This window comes from Streptomyces sp. AC555_RSS877, assembly GCF_019049245.1.
Taxonomy (GTDB): domain Bacteria; phylum Actinomycetota; class Actinomycetes; order Streptomycetales; family Streptomycetaceae; genus Streptomyces.
This window is the reverse complement of the sequence record NZ_JAGMUK010000077.1, coordinates 80,980-93,355: the sequence shown is the minus strand read 5'-3', so window position 1 is coordinate 93,355 and position 12,376 is coordinate 80,980. Positions and strand designations below refer to the sequence as shown.

7 protein-coding genes are annotated in these 12,376 nt (G+C 70.1%); 1 reads left to right on the top strand and 6 read right to left on the bottom strand.

Going from position 1 to position 12,376, the window contains the following annotated elements:
- Window positions 1–34 precede the first annotated feature (34 nt).
- Window positions 35–682 (top strand): hypothetical protein, encoded by a 648-nt coding sequence (locus tag KUM49_RS31050; RefSeq protein WP_217240290.1) that lies wholly within the window; start codon window positions 35–37, stop codon window positions 680–682.
- Window positions 683–719: 37 nt separating this feature from the next.
- Here the strand turns inward: KUM49_RS31050 and KUM49_RS31045 are convergent, their stop codons facing one another.
- The 6 genes from KUM49_RS31045 to KUM49_RS31020 form a co-directional block, all read right to left on the bottom strand.
- Complete coding sequence (locus KUM49_RS31045; protein WP_217240289.1) at window positions 720–2,180, bottom strand: S28 family serine protease; 1,461 nt, start codon at window positions 2,178–2,180, stop codon at window positions 720–722.
- Window positions 2,181–2,356: 176 nt separating this feature from the next.
- Window positions 2,357–2,749 carry a hypothetical protein gene (locus KUM49_RS31040; RefSeq protein WP_217240288.1) on the bottom strand — a complete coding sequence of 131 codons (393 nt, stop codon included), beginning with the start codon at window positions 2,747–2,749 and terminating at the stop codon, window positions 2,357–2,359.
- A 124-nt stretch (window positions 2,750–2,873) separates the two neighbouring features.
- The gene (locus KUM49_RS31035; protein ID WP_217240287.1) at window positions 2,874–6,599 is read right to left on the bottom strand and encodes an ABC transporter ATP-binding protein; all 3,726 of its coding nucleotides are present in this window, start codon (window positions 6,597–6,599) and stop codon (window positions 2,874–2,876) included.
- A gap of 149 nt (window positions 6,600–6,748) precedes the next feature.
- Window positions 6,749–7,762 (bottom strand): esterase-like activity of phytase family protein, encoded by a 1,014-nt coding sequence (locus tag KUM49_RS31030; protein WP_217240286.1) that lies wholly within the window; start codon window positions 7,760–7,762, stop codon window positions 6,749–6,751.
- Between the two features lie 61 nt (window positions 7,763–7,823).
- Entirely contained in the window at window positions 7,824–8,675 is an 852-nt protein-coding gene (locus KUM49_RS31025; protein WP_217240285.1) for a serine hydrolase, read from the bottom strand.
- Window positions 8,676–8,987: 312 nt separating this feature from the next.
- The gene (locus KUM49_RS31020; protein ID WP_308406820.1) at window positions 8,988–12,143 is read right to left on the bottom strand and encodes a VCBS repeat-containing protein; all 3,156 of its coding nucleotides are present in this window, start codon (window positions 12,141–12,143) and stop codon (window positions 8,988–8,990) included.
- Between the last annotated feature and the right edge of the window lie 233 nt (window positions 12,144–12,376).

The following is a 12,376-nucleotide window of genomic DNA, read 5'->3' as shown; positions in this document are numbered from 1 at the left end:
GTCACGCTGGGCGGGGGGACCCGGGGGGATGGCGATGCGCGAGAGAAGTTCCGTGGGGGTCGTGTGCGCCCTGCTGGCGCTGCTGGCCGCCCTGTTGACGGGATGTTCGGGACCGGCGTCCGGTGCGGGCGGCGGTGGCGAGGAGGACGGGCGCCTCAGCACGGCGGTGCCGCCCTCGCCCTCGCGGACGGCCGGGTACGGCGCGGTGTTCCTCGCGGTCGACGAGTGCAGCTCCTTCGGCACGACCAGCTTCACCGAGGTGGCGTGCACCGGTGAGCGGGCGGCGGCCCGGGTCGTGGCCCGCCACGACGGCACGGTCGGCGACGGACCGCAGTGCCCGGCGACCACCGACTTCGTGCTGCACATCAGCGAACAGAGCCAGGTCTCCGACGAGGACGGCGACGGAGCGATCCCCCAGGGCTACGCCTGCATGCGCAATCTGAGCCCGCCGCACCCCGGCGACCCCGGCGGCGGAGGCGGCCCCCGCACCATCGTCGGCGACTGCGTCTACGCCCTGGGCGACGGCCAGGTCCGCGAGACCGCGTGCGACGGCAAGGGCGACAAGAAACCGGAACACAGGGTGACCAAGGCGGTCGACAAACGCACCCAGTGCCCGCTGTCGACGGCCCTGTACGTCCAACTGGGCGGCGAACACCCGGTGGGCTGCGCCCGGCCGGTGTGACCCCCGAAGGAGCCCGGGGCCGGGCGCAGCACGTGCGTTACGGGCGCAGCGCCGGCTCCCGCTCCACGTCCCGCTTGTCCAGCTTGGCGTCGAACTTCGCCAGCGGCTTCGCCGCCGACGGGTTCGCCTGGACGGTGGCGGAGGCGACGCCCGCCCACTCCAGGATCCGGGCCGTGGCGAGTGTCTTCTGGTCGGGGACCAGGCCGGCCACGTTGGCTCCGTGGTTCAGGCCGGGCGCCGTGAAGACGTACGAGTCCTTCGCGCCCTTGCCGAGGCGGAACGGCTCCGCGCCCCACGGGTCGTTCTGGCCGTAGACGAAGAGCATGTGGCGGGCGTTGTGCTTGACCCAGGTGTCCACGTCACGCATCGCGTACGGCTGGAACGTCATCGGGATGTCGCGCGGGACGAAGTTCCGCGGCGGCTGGTAGCCGTAGCGGATGTACTTCTTCTCGATGTGCGGGAAGACGATCGACGGCGCGCCGAGCTGCGTGCCCGCCTGGTAGTAGTACGGCGTGTACGGCGACAGGCCCTGGTCGGTGTAGAAGGAGAACCCGGAGATCGTGTCGATCGAGGTCCAGATCTCGTCGTCGGTCGCGTTCTTCGCGTCCGCCGGGATCGAGTCGCAGTCGGAGAGCAGGCTGTACTGCCAGAAGCCCCAGACGTAGTCGAGGACGACCGCCTCGTAGGCGCGGTCGAGGCTGCCGACGGTGGTGAAGGTGAAGCCGTTCTCGGCCGCGAGCGCCTCGTACTTCTTCTCCAGCGGCTCCCGGCGCACCAGCGCCTCGCGCTGCACCGCGTTCAGCCGGTCGCGGCACTCCTTGGTGCCGACGGTGGCGAAGAAGCGGTCGTAGGCCGAGTCCTCCTTGTTCACGACGTCGTTGGGGGCGACGTACGCGACGACACCGTCCATGTCCTTCGGGTAGAAGCGCTCGAAGTAGGTGGCGGTCATGCCGCCCTTGGAGCCGCCCGTGGAGATCCACTTCTTGGTGTAGATCTTCTTCAGCGCCTTGAAGATGCGGTGCTGGTCACTGGCGGCCTGCCAGATGTCCAGCTTGGTCCAGTCGGCCGGGTCGGGCCGGGACGGGGTGAAGAAGCGGTACTCCATGGAGACCTGGTTGCCGTCCACGATCTGGGTCGGCTCGCGGCGGCCCGGGTTCGTGGAGACGTTGTAGCCGCCGGTGTAGAAGACCGTCGGGCGCGAGACGTCCTTGTGCAGCAGGGTGATCCGCTGCTGGAACGTGCCCTTGGACGGCTTCCGGTGGTCGACCGGCTGGGTGTAGTTGAGGACGAAGTAGCGGTACCCGGTGTAGGGCTTCTCCTCGATCAGGCTCATCCCCGGTATGGAGAGGAGTCGTTCCTTGATGTCCGTGGCCGCGGTGGTGCCGGTGAGGCCAGTGGTGCCTGTGGCCTCCGGCTCGGCGGCTGTGGCCGCCCCCGCCGTGCTCAACGTGCCTATGAGCACCGTGAGCGCCAGCAGCCATCTGAGCGCCTTGCGCATGCACCCTCCCCTGTGAGTACAGATGTGCGCCGGAAGCTAGCGGAGCAAGTCGCCTCAGCACCAGGGGAGATGGGCCTTTGATGGGGAAAACCCTGTAGGAAGTCTGTGTATAGGCCTGTGGGTTCGGCCTGTGGTTTGGTCGATTGTTCGGTTGCTCGGCCCGTTCGGTCCGTGGTTCAGCACAGGAACCAGTCGGATTTGTAGGATCCGCCGCCCACCACGCCTTGGACCCGCACGCAGCGCTGACCGGCGTGTACGGTCCTCGGCCCGGCCCAGCGCCTGTACTGCCCCTCGTCCACGACCGGTTGAAGGCCGTACGCGTGCACGCTGACCTTCATGTAGCGCCGCGTGCCGGGCTTCTTGGGCAGCGTGATCGCGCAGATGTACCCGCGCCGCTTGTACACCTCCACGGAGCCGGTGGAGAACGAGAACGACTTGATTTTGCGCCCCTCGCAGGACGAGGCGGCGGCCTGCGCGTCCCCGGGCGCGGCCACGGCGAGCAGCCCGGACGCGGTCAGCACGGCCAAACCGATCGCCAGCCGTCGGCGGATCCCAGCACCCCTGTCCACAGGCGTCCCTCCCGTATCGCGCGATGAGCGTACTGGTGTACGGACGCGGGACAGGTGTCGGATGGTTGCCAGTGCCCCGCGGGACAGGTGTGTCGGATGTTGCCGGTGACCTGCCGTCGGCCAGTCAGGCCGCCGCGGGCTCGTCCTCCCCCACGAACGTCCGCCACAGCTCGGCGTAGCGCCCGCCGCGCGCGAGCAGTTCGTCGTGCGTGCCGTCCTCGGCGACCCGTCCGTGGTCCATGACGACCACCCGGTCCGCGCGGGCCGCCGTGGTCAGCCGGTGGGCGACGACGAGTGTCGTACGGCGGCCCGCGATGCGGTCCGTGGCCTGGTTGACCTGTGCTTCCGAGGCCAGGTCCAGGGCCGCGGTCGCCTCGTCGAGCAGGAGGACGTCCGGGTCGACGAGCTCGGCGCGGGCCAGCGCGATCAGCTGGCGCTGGCCCGCCGAGAGGTTGCGGCCGCGTTCGGCGACCTCGTGCAGGTAGCCGCCCTCCAGGGTGGCGATCATCTCGTGGGCGCCGACCGCGCGGGCAGCCGCCTCCACCTCGGCGTCGGTGGCGTCCGGGCGGCCGTAGGCGATGGCGTCGCGGACGGTGCCCTGGAAGAGGTAGGACTCCTGCGGGACGACGCCGAGGCGGTGGCGGTACGAGGTGAGGTCGAGGGCGCGGAGGTCCGTGCCGTCGACGGTCACCCGGCCGCCCGTCGGGTCGTAGAAGCGGGCGACCAGCTTGACCAGCGTCGACTTGCCGGCACCGGTCTCGCCGACGAAGGCGACCGTCTGGCCGGCGGGGATGCGCAGGTCGATGCCGGTCAGGGCTTCTTCGGGTTTACCGGTGGAGCCGTACGTGAAGTGGACGTCCTCGAAGGCGATCTCGCCCCGCAGGGAGAGGACTTCGAGCGGTTCGCCGGCGCTCTTGGTCGAGGTCGGCTCCTGGAGCAGCTCCTGGATGCGGCCCAGTGACACCGTGGCCTGCTGGTAGCCGTCGAAGACCTGGGAGAGCTGCTGGACGGGGGCGAAGAACAGGTCGATGTAGAGGAGATACGCGACCAGGGCACCGGTGGTGAGGGTTGCCGCGTCGACCCGTCCGGCGCCCGCGATCAGTACGGCGGCGGCGGCGACCGACGACAGGAACTGGACGAACGGGAAGTAGATCGAGATCAGCCACTGGCCCCGGATGCGAGCCCGGCGGTAGCTGTCGCTGCGCTCCGCGAACCGCCGGCTGCCGTCGTGCTCGCGGCGGAAGGCCTGCACGATCCTGAGCCCGGACACCGACTCCTGGAGGTCGGCGTTGACCAGCGACACCCGCTCCCGGGCCAGTTCGTACGCCTTCACGCTCGCCCGGCGGAAGAAGAACGTGGCGATGATCAGCGGGGGCAGGGTCGCGAAGACGACGAGGGCGAGCTGTACGTCGATCACCAGCAGGGCACCCATGATGCCGAAGAAGGTGACGACCGAGACGAACGCGGTGACCAGGCCGGTCTGCAGGAAGGTCGAGAGGGCGTCGACGTCCGTCGTCATCCTCGTCATGATCCGGCCAGTCAACTCCCGCTCGTAGTAGTCGAGTCCGAGCCGCTGGAGCTGGGAGAAGATCTTCAGGCGCAGGGAGTACAGGACCCGTTCGCCGGTCCGCCCGGTCATCCGGATCTCGCCGACCTGCGCGGCCCACTGGACGAGGACGCTGAGCAGGGCGAGGAGAGAGGCGGCCCAGACCGCGCCCAGGGCCATGTCGGTGACGCCGTCGTCGATGCCGTGCCGGATCATCACCGGGAGGAGCAGGCCCATCCCGGCGTCCACGGCGACGAGGCCGAGGCTCACGAGCAGCGGCAGGCCGAAGCCCCGCAGCAGCCTGCGCAGACCGTACGACTCCTCCGCGGCGACCGCCCGGGCCTCGTCGATGTCGGGGGTGTCGGTCGCCGGGGGCAGCGCGTCGACCTCCGCCAGGAGCTCGGGGGTGGCCGGGGTGCCGTCCATGGCGATGTCCCGGCGCTCCCGCTCCCCCGCCCAGAGCCGGGGCGTGATGCCGCTCTCGGCGTCGAACTCGGCGTCCAGTTCGTCCCGTACGGAGGTGTCCTCGGCCGGCTCGGCGGGGCGGGCGTGGCCGGGTGAGACGCCGCCGAGTTCGTCCGGGTCGGTGAGGAGGCGGCGGTAGAGGGCGGACCGCTGTTGCAGTTCCTCGTGGGTGCCGAGGTCGGCGAGCCGGCCGCCGTCGAGGACGGCGATGCGGTCGGCGAGGTTGAGGGTGGAGCGGCGGTGGGCGATCAGCAGCGTGGTCCGGCCGCGCATGACGTGCTGGAGGGCCTCGTGGATCTCGTGCTCGACGCGGGCGTCCACGGCGGAGGTGGCGTCGTCGAGGACCAGCAGGCGCGGGTCGGTGAGGATGGCGCGGGCGAGCGCGACGCGCTGGCGCTGGCCGCCGGAGAGGGTGAGGCCGTGTTCGCCGACCGTGGTGTCGTAGCCGTCGGGCAGTTCGACGATGAAACGGTCCGCCTGGGCGGCGCGGGCGGCTTTCTCGATCTCGTCCTGGGTCGCGTCCGGACGGCCGTACGCGATGTTGTTGCGGACCGTGTCCGAGAAGAGGAAGGAGTCCTCGGGAACCAGGCCGATCGCGGCCCGCAGCGAGTCGAGGGTGAGCTCGCGGACGTCGTGGCCGCCGATGAGGACGGCGCCGCGCGTCACGTCGTAGAAGCGGGGCATCAGCAGCGACACGGTCGACTTGCCGGAGCCGGAGGAGCCGACGACGGCGAGGGTCTCGCCGGGGCGGATCTCGAAGCTCAGCCCGTCCAGGACGGGGCGCTCGTCGTCGTAGCCGAAGGAGACGTCGTCGAACTCGACGGTCGCGGGCGCGTCGGCGGGAAGCTCCTTCGTGCCGTCCCGCATCGAAGGCTCGGTGTCGATGAGCTCCAGGACGCGTTCCGTGCCCGCACGGGCCTGCTGGCCGACCGTGAGGACCATGGCGAGCATGCGGACCGGGCCGACGAGCTGGGCGAGGTAGGTGGAGAAGGCGACGAACGTGCCGAGCGTGATGTGGCCGCGGACCGCGAGCCAGCCGCCGACCGCGAGCATCGCGACCTGGCCGAGGGCGGGAACGGCCTGCAGGGCCGGGGTGTACCTGGAGTTGAAGCGGATGGTGCGCAGCCGGCCGGCGAAGAGGCGGCGGCCGACCTCCCGGAGCTTCCCGGTCTCCTGGTCCTCCTGCCCGAAGCCCTTCACCACGCGTACGCCGCTGACGGCTCCGTCGACCACGCCCGCGACGGCGGCGGCCTGGGCCTGGGCGTACCACGTGGCGGGGTGCAGCTTGCTGCGGCTGCGCTTGGCGATCCACCACAGGGCCGGGGCGACGGCCAGCGCGACCAGCGTGAGCGGCGGCGACAGCCACGCCATGATCACCAGGGAGATGAGGAAGAGCAGGATGTTCCCGATGGTCATCGGGAGCATGAAGAGCAGGCCCTGGATCAGCTGGAGGTCGCTGGTGGCACGGCCGACGACCTGGCCGGTGGACAGTTCGTCCTGACGGCGCCCGTCGAGGCGGGTGATCGTCTGGAACATCTCGGTGCGCAGGTCGTGCTGGACGTCGAGGGCGAGGCGGCCGCCGTAGTAGCGGCGGATGAAGGTGAGGACGTACACGACGACGGCCGCGGCGATCAGGGCGCCCGCCCAGGGGGCCATGTCCCGGCTGTGGTCGCCGATCACGTCGTCGATGATCACCTTGGTGACCAGCGGGACCAGCGCCATGACGGCCATGCCGCCCAGCGAGGAGCCGAGGGCGAGAACGACGTCCGTGCGGTGGCGCCACGCGTAACCGCCCAGCCTGCGCGCCCAGCCCTGTGTCTCCCCCTGTTGCGCTGCCACGCCGGTGCCTTCCGTTCGTCCTGCTCGTCTGATCGTCCTGCTCGTCCGGAAGGCACCAACACGAATGGAAGCGGATTTCATCCCTCCGCAACAAGACGGGAGCGAAGCGGTCGGACGCGCACCCGCAGGTAGAAGAGGTCAGATGCTGGTCAGACGCGTACCCGCAGGTAGTAGAAGCGGGTCGTCTGTACCGCGTTCTGGTTGTCGTCGCTGACCAGGAGCACCTTGAGACCGCCCTTGCCCCTGCCGGTGATCGCCATCCCCTCGATGTTGTCGAGGAGCGGGTTCGGCTGGGGCTGCTTCGCCGTGGCGCCGAGGGACGGGCAGGCGGCGAGATCCGTGAGCAGGGTCTTCTTGATCAGGCGTACGCCGTCCTGACCTGTCAGGTTCTCGATACCGCTGGTGTCGGTCGCGCGGCGCGGGTCGGCCAGGTAGAGACGGACGGTGTTGCCGACGCCGGCGGTGAAGCCGCGTTCCAGGACGAGGAGGCGGCCGTCGGGGAGGGCCTGGACCTCGGGGACGCCGAGACCGGTGTCGGTGCGGTAGGCGTACTGGGCGCCGAGCTCGAAGGCCCTGGCGTGCCGCTGCCAGGTCTGGAAGCGGACGATGCCCGCGCTGTCGCCGGAGAGGGCGTACTCCATGGACGCGAGCAGGGTGCGACCGCCGGGGAGCATCGTCAGTCCCTCGAAGGTGCCGTTGGAGACGGCCCGGCCGGCCGGGGCTACCTGGAGGGAGGGCGGGACGGGGAGGCGGTCGAGGATGCGGCCGTCCGGGGAGTAACGGCGGATCGACGGTTCGGTCTCGGAGGTCACCAGCCGGGTGCCGTCACGGTCGATGACCAGCCCCTCGGAGTCGAGCGCGGTGCCGTTCTCGTCGGCGAGCGGGACGACGCCCTCGGGCTGGAGGGTCTTCGCGTCGAGGTCGAAGAGCGACGACCGGTCGGAGAGGGCGGCCGGCGAGCCGTCCCTGTCCACGGCGAGCGCGGAGAGGTTGCCGACGAAGGTGCCGTCGTACGTCGTCTTGTCGAGCGCGTCGGAGAAGCGGTCGATGGAGACGGACGGGGAGCAGGCGTGCGCGACGGCGTGTGCGGGACCGGCGGCGGTCAGGCAGGTGGCCGCCGCCAGGGCCGCGGAGGTGCTGGCGAGTACGGTTCTCAGGCGCATGGAGGTCACGGTAGGACGGCCCGGTGACGGGCGGGAGACCGGCTCGTGAAGCGTCGTGGCCTCAGCTCGCGGCGAGATCCCTGTGGACGACCTTCGCGACGCCCTGGATCGTGGCGACCCCGTAGTTCATGGTGCTGTTGCCGTGCGTGAGCACCGTGATCATGTAGTCGTGGCCGTTGCCCTTGAACGCGCCGACGCTGTGCACCCGCCAGCCGTTGGTGGCCCGCTGCAGCCAGCCGTTCTTGACGGCGACGGAGACTCCGGACGGCACTCCGTACGGCGTTCCCCAGCGCTGCGAGGAGATGACCTGGCCCATCAGCTTGAGGATGTAGGCGCGGGAGTTGTCACTCAGGACCGTGTTCTTCGCGGTGACCAGCTTGAGGAGCTTCTGCTCGTCGGTGACGGTGATCTGGGTCAGCCCCCAGTAGCCGTTCGCACCGGGCTTCGTCTGCGTCATCCCGGCCGCGGTGAGGAAGCCCTTGATCTTCGTCAGGCCGAGCTGCTTCCAGAGCGTGCTGGTCGCGGCGTTGTCCGACTTGGTGATCATGGCCTTGGCGAGCGTCGTCTCGCGGTCGGTGAGGTAGCGGTTGTGCTTCTTCGCGTCCCACAGCAGCGCGGCGAGCACGGTGACCTTGACGACGCTGGCGGAGTCGAAGGCCGTCGAGGGGCGCAGGGTGCACGTCGTCTTGGTGGTGCGGTCGTAGACACCGACGGCGACCGTGCCCTTGCGGGTGGCGAGGGCCGCGGTGATGTCCTTCCTCAGCTTGTCGGCGAGGCCCGCCTTGGCGGACGTACAGCTGACGGCCGGTGTGGCCGCGGCGGCGGGCGCGGCGGCGGCCACGACGGGGATGAGCACACCGGCGCCCACGCCCGCCGCGAGCACTCTCGCGCGTCTCGATATCCCTTGAGTCATGCCCCTGTTGACTCACGAGTTCGAGTGAATGGTTGTACGCATCGGCGTACGGGTTGGGCAAAGGCTGCACAAGGCGTTACTGGAGCAGTCGGGTTACGACGCCCACGCCGATCCAACCCGGCTGCCCGCACCCGGCCAGCAGTCAAGAACCCGCCCCGCAAACCCTCGGAGACCACGTCAGAACCACGTCGGTGGATCGAGGCTCGGACGGCGTCCGCCTGTCCGCCGGACGAAAGGAAAGGCGGCCGGTCGCGTGGTGCGACCGGCCGCCTCGTTCCGCGGTCCGGCAGTCCGGCAGTCCGGCAGTCCGGGTCAGGAGATCGACTTGATCGTCTGCCAGCCGCCGCCGCCGACCACCGCCGAGGGGCCCACCAGGCCGCTCCTGCGGCCGGGCACGAACACCAGGCCCGCCGTGGTGTTCGCCGTCGTGGCCCACAGGTCCGGGACGCCGTCACCGTCGGTGTCGCCGGAGGCGGTGAACAACGGACGGGCCGCCATGGTCCAACCGGTGGCGTACGGCGTGCGGCTGGAGCCGAGGCCCAGGGACGCCGGATCGGTGCCGCCGTCGGGGACCCCGTCGCCGTCCGCGTCCCCCCGGCTGCGGCCGTGGTACAGCCACAGCTCGCCGTTCTCGGTGTTGCGGGCGATCAGATCGGTGAAGCCGTCGCCGTCGACGTCCCCGGGCGAGGCGAGCTGCATCTTGGCCCAGCCGACGGCGCCGATGAGGTATCCGGAGTCGAGCGTGCCGTACGTGTAGCCCGGCAGGAACCACAACTGGTCGCCGATGACCGCGACGAAGTCGGGGTTGTACGCCTCGCTGTCCGGCGTGACGTCGCCGATCGACACGATCTGCTTGATCGTCGAGGGGTTGAGCGCCACGTCCGTCTCCGCGTCCGGGAAGACGTACACCTCCTGCTTGGTGTCCTCGGTGAACTCGCCCTGGCCGTCGTTGGGGTAGAGCCACAGCTTGCCGTCGGAGCGGCGGGCCACCAGGTCCTCGTAGAAGTCCTCGGTCCAGTCGCCGCGGTGGGTCAGCAGGGAGCCGCTCCAGCCGCCGCCCGAGGAGAGCGGGAGCATCGTCGCCATATTGCCGCCACCGATGCCGCCGTACAGACGCAGGTTGTCGGTGCCGTCGACGGCGAAGAAGTCGGGCATGCCGTCGCCGTTGACGTCGCCGGGCTTGTCCATGACGCCCGGACTCTTCACATAGAAGCGGTACGGATAGACCGGGCCGACGTTGCCGCCCGCGTCCACCATGCGCACGTACAGCGTGTGCGGTCCCGGCGTGAGCGGAGTGATCTTCGCCTGGGCCACGCCGCCCTTGGCCGCGGGCTTCGCCGAGGTGCTCGGCGGCGTGCGGTCCAGGCCGTACAGGTACTCGGTGGTGTCCGACACGCCGTTGGCGCCGAACTCGAAGACGCCCTCCGTGCGGGCCAGCGCGCCCTCGACCGGCTCGATGTCGGGCGTCGTCTCCGGGTACAGGTCGTCCTTCGAGTCGACGACCGGCATCACGGTCGGCGCGTTCGGGTCGAAGCCGAAGCGGCAGCCGGCCGCGCCCGACGTCGGCGTCCAGTCGGAGGCGAAGGCGGCGTCGGCGGTGTCCTCCGCCTGCGCCTTCCAGGAGAACTGCCCGTTGCTGGCGGTGATGTACTTGGCAAGCAGGTCCTTGCCCACGGTGACCTGGGCTCTCGCGCCCTTGGAGTCACTCGCCTTGACGGTGACCTTCACCCGTTTGTCGAAGATGATCCCGGGCGAGGCGTCGTGCTTGCCCGTCGCCCACAGGTGGAACTGGACGTTGACGTCACCGCCGTCCTGGTCCCAGACCTGCGCGGTGAGCTTCACGTCCGTGTTGCCGAGGGTGACGTACGACGAACCGTTCCCGCAGTCGGTGCTGCTGACCTTGGTGCTGGGGATGGTGTCGAGCGACCAGGGCGCCTTCGGCAGGCGGTTGAACTCGACGATCAGCTTGGCGTCCGGCTTGAACTTCTTCCAGCTGTACTCGTCCTTGTTGTCCTCCGCGCTCTGCGGGGCCCGCAGTCCGAAGGTGATGTTGGGCCACTTGGCGGCCGCCGCCTTGACCGCCGCGTCCTTGGCCGCGAAGTCGACCGGCGCGTTCGCGCAGCCCCAGTCCTCGTTGCCGTGGGCGACGCTGCGGCTGTCCTGGCGGGTGGACCAGGACGGCTGCTTGCTCCAGGTGGTCGCCGAGCTGATGGAACCGGTCAGGTACAGCTCGACCGGCTTGGGCGTGCAGGACCACGAGTGCGTCTCGGTGATCTGGAACTGGGCGTCGATCACCTTCACGCCCGCGAGGAACTTCGAGCCGACGCGGAAGAAGGAGCGGGCCGTGCCGCCCGTGGACGACTCGTAACCGACGCGCGCCTCGCTCGTCGTACCGCCGTCCCAGCCGGTGCCGTTCCAGTAACTGCTGGTCGGATGCGGCTTGTAGGCGATCGTCCAGGCCTCGCGGGTACCGGTCATCCGCGGGTCGATGTAGACCGGGAACTCGGTGTCCGCGGCGTCCAACAGCTTCTGGTCCGGCATCAGCGAGATCCGGTCGTCGGTGACTTCGACGCCGACCTCGCTGCTCTTGGTGCCGGGGGTGAGCGGGGAGGGCTCGGTATCGGCGGCCGCGGCCTGAACCGTGGCGGCACCCGCCGTACGCAGCGACTTGGCGCTGCCGGACGAGGAGGCGGTCCGGGCCTTTGTCCCGGACGAGGCCGTCTGCGGCGCCGTCTCCTCCTCCGCCGTGCCCGAGGAGTCCCACATCCGGGCCGTGGACGACGCGAACACCGTCTGCCCGGCCGCGTTGACCGCCCGGAGCGTGCCCGTCTCGGTGTCCTTCTGGACGTCCAGGCCCTCGGTGCGCAGACCGAAGCCGATCTCCGCCAGCTCCGGACGGTCGGCCGCCTCGGGCGTCTTCACGATCAGCGCCTGACTGAAACCGTCCAGGCTCGCCCGGACCGCCAGGTCGACGCCGGGGAACACCTCGCGGTAGGTCGCGGTGGAGCCGTCGAGAACCGGCTCCGGCAGGGCTTTCGGCCAGGTCAGGGCCAGTTCGCCGCCCTGGTCGGCGAGGGTCACCAGACGGGTGTCGCCGCCGGCGGAGAACGTGACGTGACCAGGTGCCGCCTTGGGCGAGATCCGGCCGGTCACCTCGGTGAGCGTCGTGTCCACCGGGGTCCAGGCGCCCTCGCGCTTCACGCGGACGGGCAGAGTGTGCTGGGTCTGGCGCAGGTTCCCGTTGGGTAAGGCGTGTGTCTCGCTGGTCTCGGTGCGGGCGGACGCCACCTCCACGGGCTCCCCGGTCCGGGCGGCCTCCTGGAGCGCGTGCTCCTCGGCGTTCGTGGCGGTCTCGGTCACCGTGGTCGAGTCGGTGTCGGCCGCCGCGGCCGTGAGCGATGTCATCGGTGTCAGCGGTGTCAGCCCGAGCGTCCCGCCGGCGAGCGCCGCGACGAGTGCGGTGCGCACTAAGCGCCTGGTCGGGCGCTGTCTTCGGGATGGTTGTGGCATGGGCGAATCCCCCCGGAGTCGTTGCCATGCGAGCCCCTTTCGGGGGTCGCTGCGCGCCCTTTCACGCGGGCCGCGACGCCGAACAGTACACGTCAACAGGGGAATTCTTTACGGACCCATGGGAGAAGTGGGGGTTGTCGCATGGCCTTGGAATTACTTGTCAGGATGATCGAGAGCGCTTACTGTCTGAC

Excerpts from the sequence above, each read along its gene's own strand:
- KUM49_RS31050 (WP_217240290.1), top strand. The coding sequence starts at position 35 with ATGCGCGAGAGAAGTTCCGTGGGGGTCGTGTGCGCCCTGCTGGCGCTG.
- KUM49_RS31045 (WP_217240289.1), bottom strand. The coding sequence starts at position 2,180 with ATGCGCAAGGCGCTCAGATGGCTGCTGGCGCTCACGGTGCTCATAGGC.
- KUM49_RS31030 (WP_217240286.1), bottom strand. The coding sequence starts at position 7,762 with ATGCGCCTGAGAACCGTACTCGCCAGCACCTCCGCGGCCCTGGCGGCG.
- KUM49_RS31025 (WP_217240285.1), bottom strand. The coding sequence starts at position 8,675 with ATGACTCAAGGGATATCGAGACGCGCGAGAGTGCTCGCGGCGGGCGTG.